This is a genomic window from Delftia sp. RIT313, assembly GCF_000632165.1.
Classification (GTDB): Bacteria; Pseudomonadota; Gammaproteobacteria; order Burkholderiales; family Burkholderiaceae_C; genus Comamonas; species Comamonas acidovorans.
Map to the genome: position 1 here is coordinate 72,437 of NZ_JFYT01000112.1, position 23,414 is coordinate 95,850.

27 protein-coding genes are annotated in these 23,414 nt (G+C 68.1%); 16 read left to right on the top strand and 11 right to left on the bottom strand.

The window, feature by feature from the left end; translation table 11 throughout:
• Nucleotides 1–66: 66 nt before the first annotated feature.
• The 3 genes from BW39_RS32125 to BW39_RS28950 are packed head-to-tail and all read right to left on the bottom strand — an operon-like array spanning nt 67 to nt 1,791.
• A complete protein-coding gene (locus BW39_RS32125) occupies nt 67–861 on the bottom strand; it encodes a HipA domain-containing protein (RefSeq protein WP_227741048.1) in 795 nt (264 codons plus the stop codon).
• Nucleotides 770–1,390, bottom strand: a complete 621-nt coding sequence (locus tag BW39_RS32130) for a HipA N-terminal domain-containing protein (protein WP_235264309.1) — start codon at nt 1,388–1,390, stop codon at nt 770–772. The genes BW39_RS32125 and BW39_RS32130 overlap by 92 nt, the downstream gene beginning before the upstream one ends.
• Nucleotides 1,387–1,791 carry a helix-turn-helix domain-containing protein gene (locus tag BW39_RS28950; RefSeq protein WP_043825756.1) on the bottom strand — a complete coding sequence of 135 codons (405 nt, stop codon included), beginning with the start codon at nt 1,789–1,791 and terminating at the stop codon, nt 1,387–1,389. Before BW39_RS28950 ends, BW39_RS32130 begins: the two co-directional genes overlap by 4 nt.
• Nucleotides 1,792–2,004: 213 nt before the next feature.
• On the opposite strand from BW39_RS28950, the gene BW39_RS28955 reads away from it, so the two are divergent.
• From BW39_RS28955 to BW39_RS28965, 3 genes are all read left to right on the top strand, one after another.
• Entirely contained in the window at nt 2,005–2,820 is an 816-nt protein-coding gene (locus tag BW39_RS28955) for a crotonase/enoyl-CoA hydratase family protein (protein ID WP_012203128.1), read from the top strand.
• A gap of 93 nt (nt 2,821–2,913) precedes the next feature.
• Nucleotides 2,914–3,381 carry a MarR family winged helix-turn-helix transcriptional regulator gene (locus BW39_RS28960; protein WP_012203127.1) on the top strand — a complete coding sequence of 156 codons (468 nt, stop codon included), beginning with the start codon at nt 2,914–2,916 and terminating at the stop codon, nt 3,379–3,381.
• A gap of 64 nt (nt 3,382–3,445) precedes the next feature.
• Nucleotides 3,446–3,862 (top strand): organic hydroperoxide resistance protein, encoded by a 417-nt coding sequence (locus tag BW39_RS28965; RefSeq protein ID WP_012203126.1) that lies wholly within the window; start codon nt 3,446–3,448, stop codon nt 3,860–3,862.
• Here the strand turns inward: BW39_RS28965 and BW39_RS28970 are convergent, their stop codons facing one another.
• On the bottom strand, nt 3,863–4,666 hold the full coding sequence (locus tag BW39_RS28970) for a 2'-5' RNA ligase family protein (RefSeq protein ID WP_052155452.1): 804 nt from the start codon (nt 4,664–4,666) through the stop codon (nt 3,863–3,865).
• On the opposite strand from BW39_RS28970, the gene BW39_RS28975 reads away from it, so the two are divergent.
• Nucleotides 4,665–5,729: a serine/threonine protein kinase gene (locus BW39_RS28975; protein ID WP_043825758.1), complete on the top strand. Its 1,065-nt coding sequence runs from the start codon at nt 4,665–4,667 to the stop codon at nt 5,727–5,729. The two genes, BW39_RS28970 and BW39_RS28975, sit on opposite strands and share 2 nt — an antisense overlap.
• 116 nt (nt 5,730–5,845) lie before the next feature.
• Nucleotides 5,846–6,796, top strand: a complete 951-nt coding sequence (locus BW39_RS28980; RefSeq protein WP_043825760.1) for a diguanylate cyclase — start codon at nt 5,846–5,848, stop codon at nt 6,794–6,796.
• 51 nt (nt 6,797–6,847) lie between these two features.
• On the opposite strand, the gene BW39_RS28985 is transcribed toward BW39_RS28980, so the two are convergent.
• Complete coding sequence (locus BW39_RS28985; RefSeq protein ID WP_043825762.1) at nt 6,848–7,315, bottom strand: hypothetical protein; 468 nt, start codon at nt 7,313–7,315, stop codon at nt 6,848–6,850.
• Between the two features lie 320 nt (nt 7,316–7,635).
• On the opposite strand from BW39_RS28985, the gene BW39_RS28990 reads away from it, so the two are divergent.
• Nucleotides 7,636–8,805 (top strand): MFS transporter, encoded by a 1,170-nt coding sequence (locus tag BW39_RS28990; RefSeq protein ID WP_034390128.1) that lies wholly within the window; start codon nt 7,636–7,638, stop codon nt 8,803–8,805.
• 23 nt (nt 8,806–8,828) lie between these two features.
• Here BW39_RS28990 and soxR read toward each other — a convergent pair whose 3' ends face one another.
• Nucleotides 8,829–9,299 (bottom strand): redox-sensitive transcriptional activator SoxR, encoded by a 471-nt coding sequence (gene soxR / locus BW39_RS28995; RefSeq protein WP_013804325.1) that lies wholly within the window; start codon nt 9,297–9,299, stop codon nt 8,829–8,831.
• A gap of 129 nt (nt 9,300–9,428) precedes the next feature.
• Here soxR and BW39_RS29000 point away from each other — a divergent pair, with 129 nt between their 5' ends.
• The 7 genes from BW39_RS29000 (at nt 9,429) to ureC (ending at nt 15,545) form a co-directional block, all read left to right on the top strand.
• Nucleotides 9,429–9,956 (top strand): RidA family protein, encoded by a 528-nt coding sequence (locus tag BW39_RS29000; RefSeq protein ID WP_043825763.1) that lies wholly within the window; start codon nt 9,429–9,431, stop codon nt 9,954–9,956.
• 46 nt (nt 9,957–10,002) lie between these two features.
• Nucleotides 10,003–11,277, top strand: coding sequence for an MFS transporter (locus BW39_RS29005; protein ID WP_043825765.1), 1,275 nt, complete (start codon nt 10,003–10,005; stop codon nt 11,275–11,277).
• A 199-nt stretch (nt 11,278–11,476) separates the two neighbouring features.
• Nucleotides 11,477–12,394, top strand: coding sequence for an urease accessory protein UreD (locus BW39_RS29010; protein WP_043825766.1), 918 nt, complete (start codon nt 11,477–11,479; stop codon nt 12,392–12,394).
• 17 nt (nt 12,395–12,411) lie between these two features.
• A complete protein-coding gene (locus BW39_RS29015) occupies nt 12,412–12,714 on the top strand; it encodes an urease subunit gamma (protein WP_012203116.1) in 303 nt (100 codons plus the stop codon).
• A gap of 158 nt (nt 12,715–12,872) precedes the next feature.
• Nucleotides 12,873–13,496, top strand: coding sequence for a HupE/UreJ family protein (locus BW39_RS29020; RefSeq protein WP_013804329.1), 624 nt, complete (start codon nt 12,873–12,875; stop codon nt 13,494–13,496).
• 27 nt (nt 13,497–13,523) lie between these two features.
• Entirely contained in the window at nt 13,524–13,829 is a 306-nt protein-coding gene (locus BW39_RS29025) for an urease subunit beta (RefSeq protein ID WP_200871559.1), read from the top strand.
• A gap of 12 nt (nt 13,830–13,841) precedes the next feature.
• A complete protein-coding gene (gene ureC, locus BW39_RS29030; RefSeq protein WP_012203113.1) occupies nt 13,842–15,545 on the top strand; it encodes an urease subunit alpha in 1,704 nt (567 codons plus the stop codon).
• Nucleotides 15,546–15,560: 15 nt separating this feature from the next.
• Here ureC and BW39_RS29035 read toward each other — a convergent pair whose 3' ends face one another.
• Nucleotides 15,561–15,965 (bottom strand): type II toxin-antitoxin system death-on-curing family toxin, encoded by a 405-nt coding sequence (locus BW39_RS29035; protein WP_043789307.1) that lies wholly within the window; start codon nt 15,963–15,965, stop codon nt 15,561–15,563.
• A complete protein-coding gene (locus tag BW39_RS29040) occupies nt 15,962–16,189 on the bottom strand; it encodes an AbrB/MazE/SpoVT family DNA-binding domain-containing protein (protein ID WP_016446570.1) in 228 nt (75 codons plus the stop codon). The genes BW39_RS29035 and BW39_RS29040 overlap by 4 nt, the downstream gene beginning before the upstream one ends.
• 65 nt (nt 16,190–16,254) lie before the next feature.
• Here BW39_RS29040 and ureE point away from each other — a divergent pair, with 65 nt between their 5' ends.
• The 3 genes from ureE to ureG are packed head-to-tail and all read left to right on the top strand — an operon-like array spanning nt 16,255 to nt 18,270.
• Entirely contained in the window at nt 16,255–16,899 is a 645-nt protein-coding gene (gene ureE / locus BW39_RS29045; protein WP_043825769.1) for an urease accessory protein UreE, read from the top strand.
• Nucleotides 16,892–17,608, top strand: coding sequence for an urease accessory protein UreF (locus tag BW39_RS29050; protein ID WP_043825770.1), 717 nt, complete (start codon nt 16,892–16,894; stop codon nt 17,606–17,608). The genes ureE and BW39_RS29050 overlap by 8 nt, the downstream gene beginning before the upstream one ends.
• A gap of 20 nt (nt 17,609–17,628) precedes the next feature.
• The gene (gene ureG / locus BW39_RS29055; protein WP_016446573.1) at nt 17,629–18,270 is read left to right on the top strand and encodes an urease accessory protein UreG; all 642 of its coding nucleotides are present in this window, start codon (nt 17,629–17,631) and stop codon (nt 18,268–18,270) included.
• Nucleotides 18,271–18,289: 19 nt separating this feature from the next.
• On the opposite strand, the gene BW39_RS29060 is transcribed toward ureG, so the two are convergent.
• From BW39_RS29060 to BW39_RS29070, 3 genes are all read right to left on the bottom strand, one after another.
• Nucleotides 18,290–19,045, bottom strand: coding sequence for an exosortase H-associated membrane protein (locus tag BW39_RS29060; RefSeq protein ID WP_012203109.1), 756 nt, complete (start codon nt 19,043–19,045; stop codon nt 18,290–18,292).
• A 10-nt stretch (nt 19,046–19,055) separates the two neighbouring features.
• Nucleotides 19,056–19,607 carry an exosortase H gene (gene xrtH / locus BW39_RS29065; protein ID WP_034390117.1) on the bottom strand — a complete coding sequence of 184 codons (552 nt, stop codon included), beginning with the start codon at nt 19,605–19,607 and terminating at the stop codon, nt 19,056–19,058.
• Between the two features lie 149 nt (nt 19,608–19,756).
• On the bottom strand, nt 19,757–23,365 hold the full coding sequence (locus BW39_RS29070) for a DUF11 domain-containing protein (RefSeq protein ID WP_043825771.1): 3,609 nt from the start codon (nt 23,363–23,365) through the stop codon (nt 19,757–19,759).
• Nucleotides 23,366–23,414: the final 49 nt, after the last annotated feature.

A 23,414-nucleotide genomic window follows, 5' to 3' on the forward strand; every position in this document is an offset into this window, starting at 1 on the left:
CCCAAGGCCAAGCGAAGGCGAAGGCAGCTCAGGCTGGCCTTCGCCTTTTGTTTTGGTGGCCGCGCGCTATTTGGTTTTGCGCACCAGCGCCAACATGTCCTCGATGACGATGTGACGTATCGACCTGAGCATTCTCAGGTGGGCACTTCTTGTGGAATGGTCCATTGCAGAGTCGGCAGGCTGGTGGAGCTGGCCAGCCTCGAATTCTGCGATCAACGTATCGGCCTGCGGAGCCAGCATGCCAAGCATCCTGTCGAGCACACGTCCGCTTGTGCTCTGGGTCAGGCCCAAGGCCGTACCTGCGGCCAGCAGCTTTCCGTAGGTCACGTCGGCAAAGAAGGCCGCACCCGCAAGCGGAACCGTCAGCCGCTCCTGTGGCCATACCGCATGTTCATCGGCGTAAGCCCGCGTGTGATAGACGGCGGTGCTCAGGAGATCGTAGAACGGCGCCAGCCTGACGCCGCCCCGGTCCACCAGGAACGACAGATTCTTCAGATGACTGTCGCTGTTGCCCACCAGGGTGTTGAACAGCAGCCACTGATAGATGCCCATCCGGGCTTGCGCCTTTTCGCGGCAGCGGTCCATCAACGACGCCAGTGTCTGGATGCTGGCTCCTTGATATTTGAAAGTCCGGGCCAGGTCGAGCAGTTGGCAGGCATCCACCACATGCAGTCGCAGCCACTCTTGGGACGCTTCATCAAACACGCGGTCAAAGCGGTTGATGACATAGGCCGGCTCGGGCGTGTACAGCAGGTGTACCGGCGGCACATCAAGCCCCAGGCGCCCGGCAAGCTTCATGGTGAAGGCCTCGTTGACGGTCGAGTGCGGATAGCCTTCGGCCGTGGAGTCCGGCTTGAGGATATGGCTGGAAGCCGTCCCTTGGTTCCTGCAGGCGAGCGGTTTTCTCGTCGTACAGCACCACCATTTTGTGCTGCGCTCCAGCCAGGGACATGCGCTTGGGTGATCCGGCATGCAAGGATGTGCGCGGCAAGTTCCTGAGTCTCAGTGACAGTTCGCCGAACTCCAGCCTCCTTGCGCCGCGCTCGGCTGCGCCCGCCCCAGGCGGCAGCAGGACCAGGGATCCGGCCGATTCCGCGCCAAGGGCCTGCAAAAGGCCGAAGGCATCGTGCTCATTCACCTCCAGCTCTTTGCTGATCGCACTGCGCAGTGCTTCCTCGGGCAGCAGGTTGTCGAAGAACCATTGGACGCTACGGTGCGTAGATCCGTCGATGTGCCTGCGCTTTGCCAAGGAAATGCCGGGCGCCAATGGGAAGGCGCGAGGGTCGCCCATCCACTCCTCCTCATAGGCAAAGCCCCAGACATCCCTGTTTTCGACCAGCTTTCCGGCAGGCCGGCCGTTGATGAATACGTCCAGGATGCGTGCGGTCACGGCCTGTTCTTTTCGAAGGCAGTGCGGAAGAACGCATCGTCCGAGTCACGGGCACCGGGCTCCTCCCTGACTTCAGCGGCTGGCCCTCCGTCCGGTGCGCCCTGGCGCGTTCGGTACTCGTGGGAACCATGGGGCTCAGGTGGCAGCCTGGCCTGGCGGCGCTGCAGATAGGCCTGCTCGGTTCCCTCGGGAAGGTCGATGAGCACCTCGATTCCCAGTTCGGACAGCAGTTGCAGCACGCGCCCAAACTGGACCGTGGGCTTGCCGCGCTCCACGTCCCGCACAAAGACATGGCTCACGCCTGCGGCGCCTGCTGCATCGTCCTGGCGCAAGCGTCGCGCCTTGCGAACGGCCCATACCGCGTCACCGAGTGCATCCACAGAGTCGATGGAGATCTTCATGGCTTCAATGAAATCGAAATCATGGTTTCGATCTTATCGAGCCGCAACGGCGCTGGCAATGAATCGAAACGACCTTATCGATTTTCATCGAGCAGCTTCCCAAACCCCAGAAAAACGAAAGCATTGCTTAGATATTCACCCCCTTTTCAACCGTCCTCTGCGCGACTGCACCTATCCCTGGCCTGCACTAAGGTCCATGCGCAGGAGACAACCATGGACATCAACACCCCCACCCCGCCGCCCGAAGGCTGCATCAGCTGCGAAGTGCGCGGCCATGTGCTGCTGATCGGGATCAACCGCCCCGCCAAGCGCAACGGCTGGACGCCGCCCATGTTCCAGCAGCTGGCCGAGGCCTATACGCGCCTGGACGACGATCCCGAGTTGCGCGTGGGCGTGCTGCATGCGTTTGGCAGCCATTTCACGGCAGGGCTGGACCTGCCGGTGATGGCGGAGTACCTGCGCTCGGGCAGGAAGGCCATCCCGCAAGGCCTGGTGGAGCCGCACGACTACGGCCTGGTCGGTTACCGGCGCCGCGCCAAGCCCATGGTGGTGGCGGTCAAGGGCATTTGCTTCACGGTGGGCATCGAGCTGATGCTGGGCGCCGACATCGTGGTCGCGGCCGATGACTGCCGCTTTTCCCAGCTGGAGGTGCAGCGCTGCATCATGCCCACGGGCGGCGCTACGCTGCGCATGGCCGAGCGTGCGGGCGTGGGCAATGCCATGCTGCACCTGCTCACGGCCGATGAGTTCGACAGCGCCGAGGCCTATCGCCTGAACTTCGTGCAGAAGGTGGTGCCAGCGGGCCAGGAACTGGCCGAGGCCCTGCGCATTGCCGAGCGCATTGCCGCCCAGGCCCCGCAGGCCGTGGTGGCCACGCGGCTCAATGTGCTCAAGGCCATCGAGCTGGGCCAGGCCGCCGCCGTGGCCGACTTCATTCCCGTGCAGCAGCGCCTGGCCAGCAGCGAGGATGCCGCCGAAGGCGTGCGCTCCTTCATCGAGAAACGCCCCGCGCGCTTCACGGGCCGATAGGCCTTTCTCGCCCTCCCGATCTTCCCCCTCCGATCTGGAGGGATTTCCTCAATTAAGTTGTGCACAATTTAATTGACAGCAATAATTTAGCCCATGCCACGCAACGCCCTGCCCACCGACACCCCCGAGCTTCTGCGCCTGGACAACCAGGTCTGCTTTGCGCTGTACTCGGCGTCGCTGGCCATGACCAAGCTCTACAAGCCCCTGCTCGACGGCATCGGCCTGACCTATCCGCAGTACCTGGTGATGCTGGTGCTTTGGGAGCGCGACGGCCTGACCGTGTCGGAGATCGGCGAGCAGCTGACCCTGGATTCGGGCACGCTGACGCCGCTGCTCAAGCGGCTCGAAGGCGCGAACCTGCTGGAGCGGGTGCGCGATGCGCAGGACGAGCGCCGCGTGCGCATCACGCTCACCCCGCAAGGCCGGGCACTGCGCGATGCGGCTGAAAAGATTCCCGCCTGCGTGCTGCAAAGCACGCAGTGCACGCTGCCCGAGTTGCAGGCGCTGACGCAGCAACTCGGCGCACTGCGCGAGCGGCTGGCGCCGCGCCGCAGCGACTGACAACGGATTGCCGATTTCCTCCACCCGTCCGCACAGCCGGACAACTTTGCAAAAGGAAGACACCATGGCCCAGCTCGAAAAAGTCCTGTATACCGCACGTGCCCACACCACCGGCGGCCGCGACGGCGCCTCGCGCACCGATGACGGACGCCTGGACGTGACCCTTTCCTCGCCAGGCACCAGCGGCACGGGCACCAATCCCGAGCAACTGTTCGCCGCAGGCTACTCGGCCTGCTTCATCGGCGCCATCAAGGCCGTGGCCGGCAAGCAGAAGATCAGCCTGCCGCAGGACCTGTCCATCGACGCCGAAGTGGACCTGGGCACCATCCCCAACGCCTACGGCATCGCTGCCCGCCTGAAGGTCAGCCTGCCCGGCATGGACAAGGCCGCCGCCCAGGCCCTGGTGGACGCAGCCCACCAGGTCTGCCCCTACTCCAACGCCACGCGCGGCAACATCGACGTGCAGATCACCCTGGTCTGATCAGGCCCAGCCCGGCCGCTCCCGCCATTGCAGCCTGCGACCCCGGAGGTCGTAGCGTGCATGGCAGGTCAACGGGCCGTGCAAGGCGTCGGCCGCACAGCTGACCAGCGCGATCTCGCCCACGGCGGCCTGCCAGTGCTCCAGCACCGGCAGGCCGCTTATCCATTGCAGCACCTGGGCGCGTGGCCAGGCGGCGTTCCAGGCGCCCAGCGTCACATGGGGCACGTAGGGGCGCAGTGCCTCGGTCAGCGCCAGTTCGGGTCTTGCCGGCCTGAGTGCGCCATGCAGCATGCCCAGCGTGGGCCCGCCCTGGCTGCGGTCGCGCACCTGCAGATACGGCGCCATCTCGAAACTGCCCCAGCCGCCGAATTCAAGTTGCAGCGGTGCGGCCGGCAGGTCCTGCAGCGCGCGCAAGTCGCGCGATAGTTCCGCCGCGCCGTAGGCGTCCGGCAGGGCCGCATCGCCATCCAGAAAGCCGGCCGTGGCCAGGGTCACATGCAGCTGCCGCTCGTACCGAGGAACCAGCGCAGCGGCCAGGGCCTGGCACGCCTGCGCACAGGCGCGGCGCACGGCTTCGCCCTCGCCAGGGCCCAGCGCATGGAGCTCCAGCACCCAGACCGCATAGCGGCGCCGGCCCAGATGCCAGCCGCTCCAGTCGTCGGATGCGCCTGCCGCGCTGGAGCTGGCGCTGGCGCTCGCTATGGCATGGGATTGCAGGAAATGGGGCAGCAGCGGCACGGCGGGCGAATCGGTGAAGGCTAGGCAGCCGCACAGCTTAAGCCAGCCCGGCGACAATCGCCCCATGTCCGCCACACCGCACGATCCTGATCTGAATGTCGTCCCCGACGACGAATCGCACGCCTATGCCCGCCTCACGCCCGACGTGGTGCTCGACGCCCTGGCCTCGGTCGGCCTGTGGGGCGACGGCCGGCTCACGGCCCTGGCCTCCTACGAAAACCGCGTCTACCAGGCCGTATTGGAAGACGGCGATCGCGTCGTGCTCAAGTTCTACCGCCCGGGCCGCTGGAGCCGCGATCAGATCCTGGAGGAGCACGCCTTCAGCGCCGAGCTGACGGCCGCCGAAGTGCCCGCCGTGCCCCCGCTGGTGCTGGAAGGCGCCACGCTGCACAGCCACGCGGGCTTTGATTTCTCGGTCAGCCCCTGGCGCGGAGGCCGTCCGCCCGAGCTGGACGACTTCGAGGTGCTGGAGTGGACCGGGCGCTTCCTGGCCCGCATCCATACCGTGGGCGCGGCCCGGCCCTTTGCGCACCGGCCGGCGCTGGACCTGGCCAGCTTCGGCCACGACTCCATGCAGTGGCTGCTGGCCCGGCAAATGATTCCGCTGGAAGTGGAGTCCACCTGGAAGGCCGCCTGCCAGCGCGCGCTGGACCTGATGGCACCCGCCGCCGACGGCATGAGCGCAGCCGGCCACTTCGGCCTGCACAGCGCGCGCACGCTGCGCCTGCATGGCGACTGCCATCCCGGCAACGTGCTGTGGACGCCGCTGGACGACGAAGGCCGCGGCGGCCCGCATTTCGTGGACCTGGACGATGCGCGCACCGGCCCGGCCGCGCAGGACCTGTGGATGCTGCTGTCGGGCGACCGGGGCCAGCGCACGCGCCAGCTGGGCGCCCTGCTGGATGGGTACGAACAGTTCCGCCCCTTCGACCGCCGCGAGCTGGCCCTGATCGAGCCGCTGCGCACGCTGCGCCTCATCCACTACAGCGCCTGGCTGGCGCGGCGCCAGGACGACCCGATCTTTGCCATCAACTTCCCCTGGTTCGGCACGCCCGACTACTGGCGAGGGCAGGTGGACATGCTCAACGAGCAGATCGAGGCCATGCAGGAAGAGCCTCTATACGCCTGAGGCCACCGGGCTGCCTGCCTCCCGAAGACAGATATCTTTACAAATTGTCCAGGCCCGCGGCGCCCTATCCAGGGCTGCGGGTTCCGGGGTATTCTCGGCCCGAAATCCCATCGGCCATGCCCTACTCCGCCTTCCCACCATCGCTGCCCAACCCGCTACAGCCCTTGCCTGCCGCGCAAAAGGTGCTGGTGGTGGACGACGTTCCGGACAACGCCACCATCATCTGCCAGGTGATCAAGGATCTGTGCGGCCCGCTTGTGGCCTACACCGGCGAGGAGGCGCTGACCCTGGCCCGCCAGTACCTGCCCGACCTCATCCTGCTGGACATCCGCATGCCGGAGATGGACGGCTTCGAGGTCTGCCGCCGCCTCAAGGCCGACCTGCAGACCGCGCATATCCCCATCATCTTCCTCACCGCGCTGACCGAGCCCCATTGCGAGGAACTGGGCCTGAACCTGGGCGCCGTGGATTTCGTGACCAAACCCTTTCGCCCGGCCGTGCTCAAGGCACGCGTGCGCACGCATCTGGAGATTGCGCAGCAGCGCCAGATGCTGCAACTGCTGTCGCACAGCGACGGGCTGACGGGCGTGGCCAACCGGCGTTTCTTCAGTGCCCAGCTGGAGCGCGAGTTCATGCGCCTGCAGCGCCTGGGCGAGCCGCTGTCGCTGGTGATGATGGACGTGGACCACTTCAAGGCCTACAACGACCACTACGGCCATCTGGTCGGCGATGAATGCCTGAGCCAGATCTCCCAGGCCATTCAGGGCGCACTGCACCGGCCGGGCGACCTGCTGGCGCGCTATGGGGGCGAGGAATTCGTCTGCCTGCTGCCCCATACGGCGCTGGATGGCGCGGTGCTGGTGGCGCAGGGCATCGTCGATGCGCTCAGGCTGCTGGACCTGCCCCATGCCGCATCGCCCCTGGGCCAGGCACTGACCGTGAGCCTGGGCGTGGCCTGCATTGCGCCTTCGCCCACCAACAGTGCCCAGCAACTGCTGGCCGATGCCGATCGGCGCCTTTATCTCGCAAAAAACGCTGGTCGCGACCGCATCGTCTGGGCGGGGTGATCAGAAGCCCCCCATGAGGCGCTACGCGCCTTTCCCCTCTCTCGCACCGGCTCAGCAACGGCCATCGACGCGGCAGGTCGGCACGACCTGACCGCTGGCATCACGCCATTGCACCTGGCCGGCCGGGGTCTGAGGCGGGGCGGCAGGCGCTGGCTCCTGGGCCGGTTGAACGTTGGAGCGCTGCGGATCGTGCAGCACGGTGGATGAACCCACGCCCACGCCGACCCGCGCGCCACCCACACCTGTGGAGGCGCCCACGCCTGCGCTGCCCAGCACCTGGCCGCTCTGGTTGACGCCGACGCCAACGCCGACCGGGCCCACGCCCGTGCCGACTCCGGCACTCAGCCCGCCGCTGCCCAGCCCCACGCCCACCGACACGGGGCCGACCGGAATTCCGATGCCCACGCCGCCGCCCACCGAGCCGCAGCCGGCCAGCAGCAGCGCGCAGGCGCCAAGCGCGGGCCACGCTGCCCTGCGGGATGGCTGGGAGGTCATGAAAGCGGAGGATGGAACTGGCATGCCGGACTCTCTGGACAAGGGAAAACACAGGGACGGCCACAGGGTACACCCGCCCGCCCGGCGCACGATGCCAGCGGTATGCCCGGGTCCATGCCAGGGGCTCGGGGGCGGCAAAACACTCAGGACACGCGGGTTTCTTAGAATTCACCCATTGACCTGCGGGTCATTCCAGATTCCATGCGCTCCCGGACAGTGCCGTGGCGCCCCGGTGGCGCCAGGCCTGCGCGGCGCAGCTTTGCCCTTCGCTTTCTTCGCGCTCCCTTTTCGCTCCCTTTTCTATGCAAACCCGTTGGCCACCCTATGCGTGGGTGTGTTTCTCCATGTGCGTGGGTGTCATGGGCACCGCCCTGGCCAGCCCGCTGTACCCGCTGTACCAGCAGGCCTGGGGGCTGCAGCCCAGCCACATCACGCAGATCTTCGTGGCCTATATGTTCGGCGCGCTGGCCAGCCTGCTGTTCCTGGGCCGGCTGACCGACCGATTCGGCTTTGTCACCGTGCTGCGCGCCGGGCTGATCCTGATGACGCTGGGCGTGCTGGCCTCCGCCGTGGCCTGGAACGTGCCCAGCTTTGCGCTGGGGCGCGTGGTGATCGGCGTGGCTTCGGGGCTGATCACCACCTCGGCCTCGGTGGGCATGACCCGGCTCAACAACCGTGGCGACCTGCAGCGCGCCGCGGCCACGACCAGCCTGACCATTGCCTTCGGCTTCGGGCTGGGCCCCGTGGTGGGCGGGCTGATCGCGCAGTGGCTGCCCTGGCCGCTGGTCACAGCCTACATCCCCTCGCTGGGGCTGGGGCTGCTGGCCGTCTATGCGCTGTACCAGGTGCGCATCGCCGAGCCGGCCGAGCTGGCCTCCACCCAGGCACGCGCGCTGCACTGGCGCGATTTCATGCCCACCATCACGCTGCCGGAGCGCCGCTTTGCGCGCCACTACGCACTGGGCGGCATGTGCGCGTTCTGCGCCTTCGGCATGTTCAGCCTGTTCGCATCGCTGGCGCCCAGCTTCATGCAGCGCATGGTGCCCTGGCACGGGCCGGCTGTCTCGGGCCTGTCCATCGGCGTGATCCTGTTCCTCTCGGCGGGCTTCCAGTACCTGGCGCGCCCGCGCCCGACCAAGGGCTCGGCCATTGTGGGTTTTGCCTGCCTGGTGGCCTGCAACCTCCTGCTGCTGGTCAACAGCTTCGCGGGCTCGGCCCTGCTGTTCGCGCTCAGCGTGATCACCACGGCGGCGGGCCACGGCCTGTGCAACCTGGCGGGCATGTCCATCGTCAACAAGGTCTCGACACCGGCCACACGCACGGGCCTGCTGTCCACGTACCTGGTGGTCGGCTACCTGGGCACCATCGTGCCCATCCTGGGCCTGGGCTGGCTATCGGACCATATCGGCATCACCGAGGCCCTGGTCGCCTACTGCATCGTCATGGGCGCGCTGGCTGGCTGGCTGTGCTGGATGTGCACGCGCACGCCCACGCTGCCCATGCCCAAGCACTAGTTCCGCCAAGGGCGCATGCCTGTTCAGCGAAAGTGCGGTCCCGGCCCGTCTTCGGCCAGGCAGTCGCCGTCATTGCGCAGCGGGCAGACCTTGAGGGACAGGCAGCCGCAGCCAATGCAGCCGTCGATCTGGTCGCGCAGCTGGGTCAGGCCCTGGATGCGCGCATCCAGCGCATGGCGCCAGCGCGCGGACAGCGCGGCCCAGTCGGCCTGCGTGGGCGTGCGGCCGCTGGGCAGGTCCTGCAGCGCCTCGGCAATCTCGGCCAGCGGCACGCCCATGCGCTGGGCCACCCTGATGACCGCCACGCGCCGCAGCACGGCACGCGCATAGCGGCGCTGGTTGCCAGGCGTGCGCAGGCTCTCGATCAGTCCCTGGCGCTCGTAGAAATGCAGGGCCGAGACGGTGATGCCGCTGCGCCGGGCGACTTCGCCCACGGAGAGGATGGCCGGCCCGTCATGGTCGGACGCGGTGACACCGGCAGAAGACAGATTCATGGCAGCAGGAAAATAGGCGCAGGAAAAATAGGTCCAAGCAGGCCTGCATTTGACCTCAACTTTGGTTGAGGTTTCACACTGGCAAGCCTCGCCGCCCGGTCCGGCCCACTCTCAGACTCCAAGCCATACATGCCACACGACGCACTTGCCACCTCCTCGGCACAGCCCGCAGCTTCCACGGCCCCGCAACTGCAGCATCTGCAGCCCGCCGGCCTCTACGACGCCACGCCCAACGGCTACACCCATGTGGTCACCGTGCACGGGCCGGCGCAATGGGCCTTCGTCTCGGGCCAGGGGGGCGAGAACCAGGCGGGCGACCTGCCCGACAGCTTCGCGGTCCAGGCGCAACAGGCCCTGTCCAACCTCAAGCTGGCGCTGCAGGCGGCGGGCGCGGACATGGGCCAGGTGGTCAAGCTGACCCTGCTCATCGTCGACCACTCGGAGGCCCGCTTCAACGACTGGCAGGCCGCCGTGCGCCTGCATTGGAGCGACGGTGCCCCCGGCGATGGCGCCCCCGGCAATACCCTGCCGCGCTTTCCGGCCTGCACCCTGATCCCCGTCCCCCGGCTGGCCCTGCCCGGCATGCTGATCGAGGTCGATGCCGTGGCCGCACTGCCCGCCCACGCCCAGCCCGCACGGCCGCCGCTGTGGGTCTGAGCCATCCGTTTGCCACCCATAAGCAGATAACACAGGCATTCGTCAGATGAACAGATCCTCCCCGGCCCCCGCCCTGCCCTCGCCGCCCATGCAGGCCACCGCCACGCCCGTGCTGCCCCAGAGCACCCTGCTGCTCATGGCCACGGCCTGCGGCCTGTGCGCGGGCGCCAATTACTTCAACCAGCCGCTGCTGCACTCCATCGCCATCGACCTGGGCATCAGCGAGGCGCGTGCCTCGCTGACGGTGACCATGGCCCAGGTCTCCTATGCGCTGGGACTGCTGCTGCTCGTGCCGCTGGGCGACATGCTGGAACGCCGCCGCCTGGTGCTGGGCCTGATGCTGCTGGCCGCGCTGGGCATGCTGGCCAGCGGCATGGCGCACAGCTTTGCGCTGCTGGCGGCGGGCACGCTGATGACCGGGCTGTTCTCGGTCGCGGCCCAGGTGCTGGTGCCCATGGCGGCCAGCTTTGCGGCGCCCGGCGCCAGCGGGCGCGCCGTGGGCCTGGTCATGAGCGGGCTGCTGATCGGCATCCTGGCGGCGCGCAGCGTGGCGGGCCTGTTGTCGGAGCTGGGCGGTTGGAATTCCGTCTACTGGGTGGGCGCCCTGGTCACGGCCGGCGTGGCCCTGCTGCTGCGGCGCGCGTTGCCCCTGGCGCAGCCGGCCCAGCCCATAGGCTATGGCGCGGTGATGCGCTCCCTGCTCACGCTGGCGCGCGAGCAGCCGCGCCTGCGCAGCCGGGCGCTGATCGGCGGCATGGGCTTTGCCACGGTGAGCGTGCTGTTCTCGACCATGGCACTGCTGCTGGCCGGGCCGGGCTACGGTTTTGGCGACGCGCAGATCGGCCTCATCGGCCTGGTCGGCGTGGCCGGCGCCCTCATGGCCAACATGGCCGGCCGGCTGGCCGACCGGGGGCTGGAGCAGTGCACCACGCTGGCCGGCGGCCTGCTGATGCTGGCGGGCTGGGGGGCGCTGTGGCTGGGCGGCACCAGCCTGTGGTGGTTTCTGTCGGGGCTGCTCATCGTCGATGCCGCGCTGCAGGCCCTGCACATCAGCAACCAGAACGTGATCTATGCGCTGGCACCCTTGGCGCGCTCGCGCATCAATGCGGTCTATATGACGGGCTATTTCATCGGCGCCTCGGCAGGCTCGGCCGTGGGCTCGGCGGTCTGGCTGCACTGGGGATGGACAGGTGCCAGCGTGGCGGGCCTGATTCTGAGCCTGGCCACGCTGGCCGTCGTGGCCTGGGACAGGTCCCTCGCGCGCCAGGCACACCAGACGGGCCAGGCAGATCAGGCAGATCGACAACAGGGCCGCGCATAAGAAAGAGCACCAGCCTGCGGCACGCTGCGCAAGAATGCACTGCGAACGTGCCGTCTTGCGCGCCTTGCCATGCAGGAAACGCACCAATCCGATGCGCCAGCGCACCAGCATGGCGCAACCGCCACTGCACCGGATTGGCACGCTAAATGCATGACAAAGGCCGTTACAACCACCACGCCCTGTACCGCCCCTCACGCCCATGTCCGCAGCGCTACCGATCACCGCCGTGCCCGCTTGCGCCTTGGGCTGGCAGGCCATGCTGGACCTGCGCTTCGGGCACCGCGCCGGCCAGGGCAGCGTGCTTTCCCACGCACGCCACAGCGGCCCGCTGCGCGTGCAAAAACCGCTGCACCCCGAAGGCCCCGGCATCTGCCATGCCGTGCTGCTGCACCCGCCCGGCGGCGTGGCCGGCGGCGACCAGTTGCAGATCGATGTGACCGTGGAGCCCGGCGCCCATGCCCTGCTGACCACGCCGGGTGCCACGCGCTGGTACAAGTCCCAGGGCCGCCCGGCCGCGCAGCGCGTGCGGCTGCGCGTGGAAGAAGGCGCCATCCTGGAATGGCTGCCACAGGAAAACATGCTGTTCGCCGGTGCCGACGCCACCATGGCGCTGGACCTGGATCTGGCGCCGGGCGCGCGCGCCATCGGCTGGGACGCCGTGGTGCTGGGCCGCTATGGCGCGGGCGAGCACTGGAACGACACCGGCGCCGCCCACTGCGCTGCCGCGCGCCTGCAGCTTCACAACCGGCTCGCATGCGGCGGACGGCCGCTGTGGCTGGAGCAAGGTGAACTGCACGCCGGCCATGCCCTGCTGTCCAGCCCCGTTGCCTGGGCCGGCTTGCCCATACAGGCCAGCCTCTGGGCCGTGGCCCCGGAACCCCTGGCGGCCATGGAGCCATTGAGCGAGCAACTGGCCGCCAGCCTGCCCTGGAGCGATGAAGTGCGCGCCGGCGCCAGCCTGCTGGCCGGCCAGGGTGGCGCGCCCTCGGTGCTGCTGCTGCGCGTGCTGGCCCGGCGCATGGAGGCGGCACGGGCCGTGCTGCATGAAGGCTGGCGCCTGCTGCGCCCGGCCCTGCTCAATCAACAAGCCCGCCCCCCGCGCCTGTGGGCCACCTGATCAACGGAGACTCATCGATGGAACTCACGCCCCGTGAAAAAGACAAGCTGCTGCTGTTCACCGCAGCCCTGGTGGCCGAGCGGCGCAAGGCGCGCGGCCTGAAGCTCAACTACCCCGAGGCCGTGGCGCTGATCAGCGCCGCCGTGTTGGAGTGGGCGCGCGACGGCAGGACCGTGGCCGAGCTCATGCACCTGGGCACCACGGTGCTGACGCGCGCCGATGTGATGGAGGGCATTCCAGAAATGATCCCGGACATCCAGGTCGAAGCCACTTTCCCGGACGGCACCAAGCTGGTCACCGTTCACCATCCAATAGTTTGACCCCCTGAGCGGCTACGCCGCTTCCCCCAAGGGGGACGGCGCCATCGCTGCGGGGCGGCGCGGCCAGCTTAGGCCCTTGCTGGGCACCCCCAACCAGCCCGCTGCATCCGCTTGTGCCGTGGGCAGATCCAGTCTCGATAGCGATCAAGGAGATCTCCATGTTCAGATTCCGCAACACTTTCAACTACCTGCTCGCCCCGGCCCTGCTGGCCGCCGCCACGGCCGCCAGCGCCCATACGGGGGCCGGCGCCCACCTGCACGCCGGCGACGGCGCCATGCAGGCCCTGATGGCCGGGCTGTCCCACCCCATCGCGGGCCTGGACCATCTGCTGGCCATGCTGGCGCTGGGCCTGTGGTGCGGGCTGATGCTGCAGCGCCAGTGGCTGCCGCCCGTGGCCTTTGCCGCCTGCATGGCGCTGGGCCTGGCGCTGACGCAGACCCCGCTGGAGCTGCCGGCCGTGGAGCCCATGGTGGCTGCATCGCTGCTGGCCTTCGGCCTGCTGCTGGTGGCCCAGCGCCGCCTGCCCGTGGCCCTGGCCATGGTGCTGGCCGGCGCCTTCGCGCTGTTCCACGGATACGCGCATGGCGAGGTCTTCCCCCACGCGCTGCCCGCAGCCGTGTTCTGGGCCTACATGGCGGGCATGGTCGCCACCACGCTGGTGCTGCATGCCCTGGGCGTGGCCTTTGGCCGGGCCATGCGCGGCGGCACGGCATCGGCTTGGGCCGCACGCCTGGCCGGAGTGGCCGCCATGGGCTACGGTGCCGTGGCGCTGGCAGGCTGAGCGCGGGAGCCGCACATGACCGAGCGCATCATCCCCGGCGAGCTGCTCGCCGAGCCCGGCGAGATCCTGCTGAACGCGGGCCGGCCCGTGCAGACCCTCATGGTCACCAACACCGGCGACCGGCCCGTACAGGTGGGCTCGCACTTTCATTTCTTCGAGGTCAACGAGGCCCTGCACTTCGACCGCGCCGCCGCACGCGGCTGGCGGCTGAACATCGCGGCCGGCACGGCCGTGCGCTTCGAGCCGGGCCAGGAGCGCACGGTGGAACTGGTGGAAATCTCCGGCGACCGCATCATCTATGGCTTCAACGCCAAGGTGATGGGACCTCTCTGAAAGGGAACATTCATGGCAAGCATCACGCGCCAGGCCTATGCCGAGATGTTCGGCCCCACCGTGGGCGACCGCCTGCGGCTGGCCGACACGGCCCTGGTCATCGAGATCGAGAAGGACCACACGATCTACGGCGAAGAGGTCAAGTTCGGCGGCGGCAAGGTCATCCGCGACGGCATGGGCCAGAGCCAGCGCATGGCCGCCGACTGCGCCGACACCGTCATCACCAATGCCGTGATCATCGACCACTGGGGCATCGTCAAGGCCGACATCGCCATCAAGAACGGGCTGATCGCAGGCATAGGCAAGGCCGGCAATCCGGACATGCAGCCGGGCGTGACCATCGTCATCGGCCCCGGCACCGAGATCATTGCCGGCGAGGGCATGATCGTCACGGCCGGCGGCATCGACACGCACATCCACTTCATCTGCCCGCAGCAGATCGACGAGGCGCTGACCAGCGGCGTGACCACCATGATCGGCGGCGGCACGGGCCCGGCCACGGGCACCTTCGCCACCACGGTCACGCCCGGCCCCTGGCACATGGAGCGCATGCTGCAGGCCGTGGACGGCTACCCCATGAACATCGGCCTGCTGGGCAAAGGCAACGCCAGCCAGGCCGCGCCGCTGCGCGAGCAGATCGCGGCGGGCGCCATCGGCCTGAAGCTGCACGAGGACTGGGGATCGACGCCCGCCGCCATCGACTGCTGCCTGGGCGTGGCCGACGAGACCGACACCCAGGTCGCCATCCACACCGACACGCTCAACGAGGGCGGCTTCGTCGAGGCCACGGTGGCCGCCTTCAAGGGCCGCACCATCCACACCTACCACACCGAAGGCGCGGGCGGCGGCCACGCGCCCGACATCATCAAGGTCTGCGGCGAGGCCAACGTGCTGCCCTCGTCCACCAACCCCACGCGGCCCTACACGGTGAACACGCTGGACGAGCACCTGGACATGCTCATGGTCTGCCACCACCTGGATGCCTCGATTGCCGAGGACATCGCCTTCGCCGAAAGCCGCATCCGCCGCGAGACCATCGCCGCCGAGGACGTGCTGCACGACCTGGGCGCCTTCTCCATGATCTCCAGCGACAGCCAGGCCATGGGCCGCGTGGGCGAGGTCGTGCTGCGCACCTGGCAGACCGCGCACAAGATGAAGGTCCAGCGCGGCAGCCTGCCGGGCGACAACGCGCGCCACGACAACTTCCGCGTCAAGCGCTACGTTGCCAAGTACACCATCAACCCCGCACGCACGCATGGCATCGCCCATGTCGTGGGCTCGGTCGAGGTCGGCAAGCTGGCCGACCTGGTGCTGTGGCGGCCGGCGTTCTTCGGCGTCAAGCCCAGTCTCATCCTCAAGGGCGGCAGCATCGCCAGCGCCGCCATGGGCGACCCCAACGCCAGCATCCCCACGCCCCAGCCCGTGCACTACCGGCCCATGTTCGCGGGCCAGGGTAGCGGTGTGGCGGCGGCCAGCCTCACCTTCGTCTCGCAGGCCGCCCAGCAGGCCGGCGTGGCCGACCGCTACGGCCTGCGCAAGCGCACCGTGGCCGTGGAAAACTGCCGCAGCGTCAGCAAGCGCGACATGGTGCACAACGACTGGCAGCCCGACATCAGCGTCGATCCCGAGACCTACCAGGTCGTGGCCGACGGCCAGCTGCTGACCTGCGAGCCCGCGACCGAGCTGCCGATGGCGCAGCGGTATTTTCTTTTTTAAGGGGGAGCAATGGGGTCAGCGGGGCAAGGGCGCACCGTGCTCACGTATCCAGAGGGCGAACCCGGCCTCGTCCAGTTCGCCTGCGGCCAAGGCCACCATGGTCAGCACACAGGACTCGTCACCCGCCGTCAATTCCCAGCCATTGAGATGGAGAAACAGCTCGGTCGCCACAAAGGCTGTGCGTTTGTTGCCATCCACAAAGGGATGGTTGCGCGCTATGCCAAAGCCATAGCTGGCTGCCAGCTCGGCCGCATCAGGCGCCCCATAAGCGGCCAGATGGCGTGGCCTGGCCAGGGCAGATGCCAGCAACCCGGCATCACGCACGCCCGCCGGGCCACCATGCTCGGTCAGTTGCTCTTCGTGAACAGCCAGCATGACGGCCTCGCTGAGCCAGACCCAAACCTGCATGTTCCCGGTCATTTCGCCAGCTCACGCAAAACACCACGCCGCTTTTTCATGATCAGGCGCGCTGCATCCATCTGCTGCCCGAAGTCCTCGTCATACGGAGAAAGCTTGATGCCGCCGTCGGCAACCTCGGTCAGATACACCGTGTCGCCTTTGCCCAGGTTCAGCTTCGCCAGAATCTCCTTGGGCAGGATCAAGCCCACGGAATTGCCGACCTGGGTGAGTTTGAGAGTGGTCATGGTGGAATCTCCAGGGAAGTCATTGACCTCGCAATGTTATAACGACCGTTAATACGAAACAATCCATGCTCACCGTCAACAAACACATGCCGCAGGGCGGAGGCCTTGCCGCCGTGCTGGTCAGGCGCGCCGCCACGCTGGAACTGGACTGGGACATGCGCCAGAAGAGCCGCTTTGCGGCCATCGACTCCACGGGGCGCGAGCTGGCCGTGGTGCTGGCGCGCGGCAGCGTGCTGCGCGGCGGCGATGTGCTGGTGGCCGAGGATGGCAGCCTGGTCGCCGTGCGCGCGGCGCCCCAGGCGGTGTTGCGCGTGACGGCGGCCACGCCGCTGGGCCTGCTGCGTGCGGCCTACCATCTGGGCAACCGGCATATCCCGGTGGAGGTCACCCCCACGCACCTGCACCTGGAAAACGACCCCGTGCTGCACGACATGCTGCTGCGCCTGGGCGCGCAGGTGGCCCTGGTGGATGCGCCCTTCGAGCCCGAGGCCGGTGCCTATGGCGGCGGCCACCGCCACGGCCATGACGCCAGCTTTGCCGAGGACCAGGCGCTGGCGCAGAGCGTGTATGCGCTGCATGACCATGGGCACGTACACGATCATTCCCACGATCATTCCCACGGGCATGAACATGGCCACGACCACAGCCATGACCATGACCACAAAGGCTGCTGCGGACACGGGCACGGCCACGACCATCCGCATGGCTGACCTGTCGATACAGGGGCTGTGCGCCCTGCTGCACCTGGCATCGCCCCAGCTGCCCGTGGGCGGCTTCAGCTATTCGCAGGGGCTGGAGGCCGCCATCGAGCACGGCCTGGTCACGGACGCCGGCACGGCGCGCACCTGGATTGCCGATGCGCTGGTCCACGGCTTTGCACGCTGCGAGGCGCCGCTGTGGCTGCTGCTGCGCCGGGCCTGGAGCGCAGGCGACGAGGGGGCGGTGCGCGAATGGAACCAGTGGTTCATTGCCAGCCGCGACAGCCGCGAGGCGCGTGCCGAGACGCTGCAGATGGGCTGGTCGCTGCACAGCCTGCTGCGCTCCGTGCCCTGGGGCGGCGAGGCCTTTGCGCCCCGCATCGCACAACTGGGCGCCATTGTGGAGGGGCCGGGCCTGGCCTATCCCACGGCCTTTGCCTGCGCCTGCGCCGCCGTGGATGCAGACGAGGACCATGCCCTGCTGGCCTATGGCTTTGCCTGGCTGGAGAACCAGGTGGCCGCCGCCATCAAGGCCGTGCCGCTGGGCCAGGTGGCGGGCCAGAGCCTGCTGCTGGCCCTGCATCCGCTGCTGGAGCAGGCCGTGGGCGAGGCACGCCGCCGCGCCAGCGATACGCCGCCCCGGCTGGACACCATGCTGCCCCAATGGAGCGTGCTGCAGGCGCGGCACGAACACCAGTACTCCCGGCTCTTCCGGTCCTGATCATTCACTCCAAGTCCACCATGAACACCCGCACCAAGAAACTCCCCCCGCTGCGCGTCGGCATCGGCGGCCCTGTCGGCTCCGGCAAGACCACGCTGCTGGAGATGCTGTGCAAGGCCATGCGCGCCCACTACGACCTGGTGGTCATCACCAACGACATCTACACCAAGGAGGACCAGCGCCTGCTGACAGTGGCCGAGGCCCTGCCGCCCGAGCGCATCATGGGCGTGGAGACCGGCGGCTGCCCGCACACGGCCATCCGCGAGGACGCCTCCATCAACCTTGAAGCCGTGGACCGCATGCTGCGCCAGTTCCCCGAGGCGGACATCGTCTTCATCGAAAGCGGCGGCGACAACCTGGCCGCCACCTTCAGCCCCGAGCTGTCGGACCTGACCATCTACGTGATCGACGTGGCCGGCGGCGAGAAGATTCCGCGCAAGGGCGGCCCCGGCATCACCAAGAGCGATCTGCTCGTGGTCAACAAGACCGACCTGGCGCCCTACGTGGGCGCCAACCTGTCCATCATGGAAGCCGACACGCAGCGCATGCGCGCCCACAAGCCCTATGTGATGGGCAGCGTGAAAAGCGGCAAGGGCCTGCGCGAGGTGATCGACTTCATCACCGAGCGCGGCCTGCTGCCGCCCATGCCCGCGCAGGCCTGAAGACGGCCGCGCACGGCCTTCAGCGCTGCGGCGTGCCGCTGGTGGCCTTGGCCTTGGGCAGGGTGGCCGCGCTGCTGGAAGACACCAGCGGATGGCCGGTGGAGGTGGCCGCACCATCGGTCTGGCGCCAGGCCGAGGGCTTGGGTGCCACCATGGGCTGCGGTGCAGCAGCGGGCGCGCGGCTGCGGTTCCAGGCCGGCAGCAGCACGCGGCGCACAAAGCCCATGTCCAGCGCCAGCCACAGCAGCACCGGGCACAGCGTGGGCACCATCAGCCCGCCCATCTGGTAGGCGTAGACGATGGCCTCCAGCTGCCATGTCTGTATGCCCAGCACGTTGAGGTCGAGCCGCGCCGCAAGGCACAGCTGCATCAGCACCTGCGAGACCACGCTGAAGGTCTGCAAGGGCAGCAGCGCCACATACCCCACCAGGATGCGCCACCACCGGCCCGGGCCCCAGGCCGCCAGCAGCATGGCCACCAGCACCGGCAGGCCGTAGCCGTAGCGGGCGGGATCGACCTCGACGATGGCCTCGGCGCGGCGCCAGCCGGTCTGCTCGTTGGAGACCTGGACCGAGGAATTGACGACCAGGTTGCGGGGCGTCTCCAGGTCCACGCGCTGCACCCAGCCGTTGGCGGCGTTCTCCAGCACCCACTTGCTCATGCCGGACACCGGCACGGCCAGCCAGCCGGCCGCCAGCGTCCAGGCCAGGGTCAGCACCACGATGCCGCCCATGGCCAGGGCCGCGAAGCGCGAGATGGGATTGCGTCCGATCATGGCCTGCTCCTCAGGCGGCCACGGCGGCGGAAGCAGCAGCGGCGGGCGGCAGCGGCGGCTGGCCGCCATCATCCTGCGACGGCGCCTTGCGGCCGCTCCAGCGCACCCACAGCAGCCAGAACACCAGCACGTCCAGCATGATCAGCGCCTGCCAGAGGTATTCATGCGCGAAGTTGAAGGCCGTGGTGCTCCACTGGCCCAGGTAGAACAGGCTGATGACGCGCAGCACGTTGATGGCCTGCACGGCCACGAAGCCGGCCAGCAGGCCCACCAGCTTCTGGCGCCATGAGGAGGGGAAGGCCATCACGGCGGCAAACAGCACGATGTAGGCCTCCAGGCCGTTGCAGCCGGCCTCGATGGAGACGCCGAAGCCCGTGGCCGTGTTCCACAGCACCTTGCCCGTGGCCGAGGCCGTGCTGTCGAACCAGGTCACCAGCGAGGCGCAGATGTGCGCCAGGAAGGCCGTCCAGGGCAGCACGATGTGCTGCTGCACCCAACTGAGCAGGTTCAGCCCGAACATCGTCAGCTGGATGGCCAGAAAGATCAGAAAGAAGCGCAGCATGGCAGGTCTTGGAGTGTTGGTTGCCGGGCTTGCGACCTGGCAGTTGCGAAACAGTGTCCCTCTATAGGCTCGCATTATCTTCGGACCGCTCAAAGACGACAAAGGCCGGTGCGTGAATCACGCCACCGGCCCTTGCCATCACGGGCGCATCACCGACGCTCGCGCCTGCGCATGGTCCCCAGCGCCATCAGCGCCAGCAGGGACGACATCAGCATCAGGCCCCACTGCGACAGCGTGGGAATGCTGGCCGTGCCGCCCGGCCCCGGCTTGAGCGGCGTGGTGGTCGTGCTCTTGTCGTTGTCGGGATTGCCGTCGCCGGGCACCGAGACCGTGGCCGAGTTGACCAGCGGGCGGGCACCCTTGTAGGGCTTGTCCAGCTTGGTCTCCAGCGTGAAGACCGCCGTGCCGCCCTGGGCCAGTTGCGGCACGCTGCAGGTCACGGTGCGCGTGCCGCTGGCGTAGCTGCAGCCTGCCGAGGCCGAGACGAACTCCAGCCCGGCGGGCAACACGTCGGTCACCGAGCCGCCCGCGGGCGACTGCGGATCGCGGCCGTAGTTGGTGACGGTCAGCGTGTAGCTGGCCGTGTCGCCATCGTCCAGCGGGCCGGCGGGGCCCTGCTTGCCGATCCCCAGGTCCACGGCATTGCCCTGGCGGCTGGTGGAGGTCCGGTCGGTGGTGGTGTTGTTGACGATCACATCGCCGCCATTGCTCAGCCATTCCGTCTCGAAGGGCTTGACCGAGGCCTCGTGGTAGATGGTGCCGCCCGATGCCTTGTCGGGCAGGGTCTGTGCGCGCATCTTGAACTTGATGGTCATGCTCTGGCCCGGAGCCAGCGCCGGGATGGTGCACTGCAGCGGCCCGCTGGTCGCGTTCAGCGCCGGCTGCACGCCGCACCAGGATGCGGAGGCGCCGGGAATGCCGGCCAGCGCCAGGCCGTTCTGGTAGCTGAAGGTGGCCGTGGAGCCCGATGCGGGGAACTTGTCGGTCACGACCACCTGGGTGGCGTAGGAGGGGCCGGAGTTGGTCACCGTGATGGTGTATTCGGTGTCCTCACCCAGCACCAGGCCGTCTGCAGTGTGGCGCATGCTGATGTTCACATCCAGCTCGGCGCGCTTGAGCCGGGCCTTGGCCTCGGCCTGGTTGTTGGCCTTGGTTAGTTCCTCTGTGGTGGTGTCCACGGCGACCGTGTTGAGGATCTCCGTATCGGCCGCCAGATCGCCGCGCGAGCGCATCTTGTAGCTCACGGTGTACTGCTCGCCTGCAGCCAGCGGATCGGTCCAGGCGCATTCCAACGTGCCGCCCTGCACGCCATCGGTGGCAGCCGGAGTGCAGGTACCGCCGCCGGTGACCGTGGGCGTGCCGATGAAGATGGCGTCTGCAGGCAGCACGTCCTTGAGCGTGACATTGGCGGCCGACGAGGGGCCGTAGTTGGGCACCGTGACCGTATAGGTCAGGGGCTCGCCCGCAGCCGCCACCTTGGGCGAGACCTGCTTTTGCGCGGCGATTTCCGCGATGGCCTGCACGGTGATGCTGGCCGTAGAGGAATCGTTGCCGGGATCGGCATCATGGATGTCCAGGGACTGGGCCGAGGCCGCGTTGGCATAGTTGCCGGTGGTGGCGCGCTTGGGGCGGATCTTGACCTCGATCACCACCTCGGCCTCCGGGGCCATGGAGGAGATGTCGCAGGTCAGATCGCGCGTCTCGCTGTTGACGCCGCCCGAAGGAGTGCCGCAGCTGGCGTTGGCCCCGGAGACGATGCGGCTGGAGACAAAACCGCCGCCCGGGTAGGTGTACGGCACGGGGTTGCCGGCCTCGTCCACCGGGTTGCCGCCCACGATACGCACGCCGTCAATTTGCTTGACCAGGGACTGCAGCGCGTCGCGCACGCGGACATTCGTCACCGTGGTGCTGGCCGAATGGTTCTTCACCACCAGCTGGTAGGTGACCTCTTCACCGCTCTTGATGGAGGCCGGCGGCACGGGGCTGACCACGCTCTTGACGATGCCCACATCCACCTTGTCGGCGGACACGGTGACAGTCGCGGAGGTGGTGGCCGATGCATTGTCCCGGCCGATCACGCCAGCGGAGGCGTTGTTGGTGAAGTCCAGATGGCCCGAGGCCAGCGTGACCTTGGCCCTGACCGTGACCTGGCGGCTGGCGCCCACGGCCAGGCCCGCGGTCGAGGTGCAGCTCTGGGCGGCGCAGGTCCAGTCACCCGCGCCGGTGCCCGCACCGGACATGCCTATGACGGTCATTCGGTTGTCCGCAGGGGTGTCGGATACGGTGATCAGCTGATTCGGCAGCACAGGCATGGGACCGTTGTTGGTCACCGTGATCGTGTACTGGAACTCCTCACCCGCCAGCACCGGGCGGCTGGGGCCGGCCTTGACGAGGCGCAGCCGTGCATCATTGCTGAAGCTCACCGCCGCGCTATCGGTGTTGTTGGTCTTGTTGGGCTCGTTGAGTTCGGGTGGAACCCCGATCACGCCCTGGTTGACCAGTTGCGCACCCGGCGTTCCACCCGCAGCCACGCTGGCCTTGAAGCGGATGGCCTGCATGTTGGCGTAGCCAGCCACCGGGTACTCGCCCGCATGGGTGCAGGTGATGGTGCCGCTGTTGTGGCCGCAGTTCCAGGGCGCCGTGCTGCCGTCGAAGCCCGTGAAGGTCACGCCGGCCGGCAGGGTGTCGGTGATGGTGAGATCGCGCGGCACGAGGGAGCCGCCTTCGCGGCGCGGCTGCAGCGTGTAGGTGACCTCGGTCGCCTGCAGCGCATCCAGCACCGTGGGCGCCACCTGCTTGCGCAGCGAGACATCCACGAACTCGCTGCCGCTGGAGACCACGGCGGCGCTGGCGGTGTTGTTGCCGGACTGGCCGTCAGGCATCTCGGTGCTGGCGTCCTTGTAGCCCTTGACGCTGGCAGCGCCGGCAATGGTGCCGCTCATGTTGGCGATGGCCGGCACGGAGATGGAAGGCAGCACAGCGCCCGGCAGCACGGGGCCGCTGCGCGTGCAGCTGAGCTCGCCCGAGATCAGCGGATAGCCCGAGGCGGGCGTGCAGCTCCAGCCGCTGCCTGAGGGCACGCCCGTGACCACGGCGCCGTTGGGCACGGGGAAACGCACCACGGTACGGCCACCGGCGGGCACCTCGGACGGGCCCTTGTTCTGCACGTCGATGGTGTACTGGAAGGCGCCGCCGTTGGCGACGCTGGCGGGAGCCGCCATCGCGATGGCCAGATCGGCGGCCTCGGTGGTGGTGAAGTTGCGATCGAGCTGCGTGTTGTTCTGGTCGTTGTCGTAGTCGGGCGATGCCATGCGCGCGCTGGCCACGGCGCGCCAGTTGGTGCTGACGGTCGGCAGGATGACCTCGAAGCCCACGGACTTGAAGCCGTCGGCGGGCGCCAGGTTGCCGATGTTGCAGACCAGCGTGTTGTTGCTTGCGGTGAGCACCGTGCCGGCAGCCGGTGCCGTGCAGGTGATGCCGCCCGGGCTGCTGCTGTAGCCCTGGAACACGGCTCCCACGGGCAGCACCTCGGTCAGGGTGACGCCTACGGCGTCGGGACCGATGTTGTTGTGCCTGACCTTGGCCACATAGGTGAAGGTGCCGCCGGCAGGGCCTGCCGATGCGTCCTGTCCGTCATAGAGACCGTCCTGGTTGACCAGGATGTCGGTGTCGGCCGGCGCCGCCACGGCAGCCGCTGTTGCCAGCAAGCCGCCGGACAGCAGCGCACGCGCCAGCCAGCCCTTTCTCGTGAAAGCCATACAAACCTCTCTTTTGCTTCGTTGACAGCGCCGAATGCCGCAGGCACGG

Bases quoted from the DNA above. Each gene is read 5' to 3' on its own strand.
- BW39_RS28950 (WP_043825756.1), bottom strand. From the start codon at position 1,791: ATGAAGATCTCCATCGACTCTGTGGATGCACTCGGTGACGCGGTATGG.
- BW39_RS28955 (WP_012203128.1), top strand. From the start codon at position 2,005: ATGGACATCAACACCCCCACCCCGCCGCCCGAAGGCTGCATCAGCTGC.
- BW39_RS28960 (WP_012203127.1), top strand. From the start codon at position 2,914: ATGCCACGCAACGCCCTGCCCACCGACACCCCCGAGCTTCTGCGCCTG.
- BW39_RS28965 (WP_012203126.1), top strand. From the start codon at position 3,446: ATGGCCCAGCTCGAAAAAGTCCTGTATACCGCACGTGCCCACACCACC.
- BW39_RS28975 (WP_043825758.1), top strand. From the start codon at position 4,665: ATGTCCGCCACACCGCACGATCCTGATCTGAATGTCGTCCCCGACGAC.
- BW39_RS28970 (WP_052155452.1), bottom strand. From the start codon at position 4,666: ATGGGGCGATTGTCGCCGGGCTGGCTTAAGCTGTGCGGCTGCCTAGCC.
- BW39_RS28980 (WP_043825760.1), top strand. From the start codon at position 5,846: ATGCCCTACTCCGCCTTCCCACCATCGCTGCCCAACCCGCTACAGCCC.
- BW39_RS28985 (WP_043825762.1), bottom strand. From the start codon at position 7,315: ATGCCAGTTCCATCCTCCGCTTTCATGACCTCCCAGCCATCCCGCAGG.
- BW39_RS28990 (WP_034390128.1), top strand. From the start codon at position 7,636: ATGTGCGTGGGTGTCATGGGCACCGCCCTGGCCAGCCCGCTGTACCCG.
- soxR (WP_013804325.1), bottom strand. From the start codon at position 9,299: ATGAATCTGTCTTCTGCCGGTGTCACCGCGTCCGACCATGACGGGCCG.
- BW39_RS29000 (WP_043825763.1), top strand. From the start codon at position 9,429: ATGCCACACGACGCACTTGCCACCTCCTCGGCACAGCCCGCAGCTTCC.
- BW39_RS29005 (WP_043825765.1), top strand. From the start codon at position 10,003: ATGAACAGATCCTCCCCGGCCCCCGCCCTGCCCTCGCCGCCCATGCAG.
- BW39_RS29010 (WP_043825766.1), top strand. From the start codon at position 11,477: ATGTCCGCAGCGCTACCGATCACCGCCGTGCCCGCTTGCGCCTTGGGC.
- BW39_RS29015 (WP_012203116.1), top strand. From the start codon at position 12,412: ATGGAACTCACGCCCCGTGAAAAAGACAAGCTGCTGCTGTTCACCGCA.
- BW39_RS29020 (WP_013804329.1), top strand. From the start codon at position 12,873: ATGTTCAGATTCCGCAACACTTTCAACTACCTGCTCGCCCCGGCCCTG.
- ureC (WP_012203113.1), top strand. From the start codon at position 13,842: ATGGCAAGCATCACGCGCCAGGCCTATGCCGAGATGTTCGGCCCCACC.
- BW39_RS29035 (WP_043789307.1), bottom strand. From the start codon at position 15,965: ATGACCGGGAACATGCAGGTTTGGGTCTGGCTCAGCGAGGCCGTCATG.
- BW39_RS29040 (WP_016446570.1), bottom strand. From the start codon at position 16,189: ATGACCACTCTCAAACTCACCCAGGTCGGCAATTCCGTGGGCTTGATC.
- ureE (WP_043825769.1), top strand. From the start codon at position 16,255: ATGCTCACCGTCAACAAACACATGCCGCAGGGCGGAGGCCTTGCCGCC.
- BW39_RS29050 (WP_043825770.1), top strand. From the start codon at position 16,892: ATGGCTGACCTGTCGATACAGGGGCTGTGCGCCCTGCTGCACCTGGCA.
- ureG (WP_016446573.1), top strand. From the start codon at position 17,629: ATGAACACCCGCACCAAGAAACTCCCCCCGCTGCGCGTCGGCATCGGC.
- BW39_RS29060 (WP_012203109.1), bottom strand. From the start codon at position 19,045: ATGATCGGACGCAATCCCATCTCGCGCTTCGCGGCCCTGGCCATGGGC.
- xrtH (WP_034390117.1), bottom strand. From the start codon at position 19,607: ATGCTGCGCTTCTTTCTGATCTTTCTGGCCATCCAGCTGACGATGTTC.
- BW39_RS29070 (WP_043825771.1), bottom strand. From the start codon at position 23,365: ATGGCTTTCACGAGAAAGGGCTGGCTGGCGCGTGCGCTGCTGTCCGGC.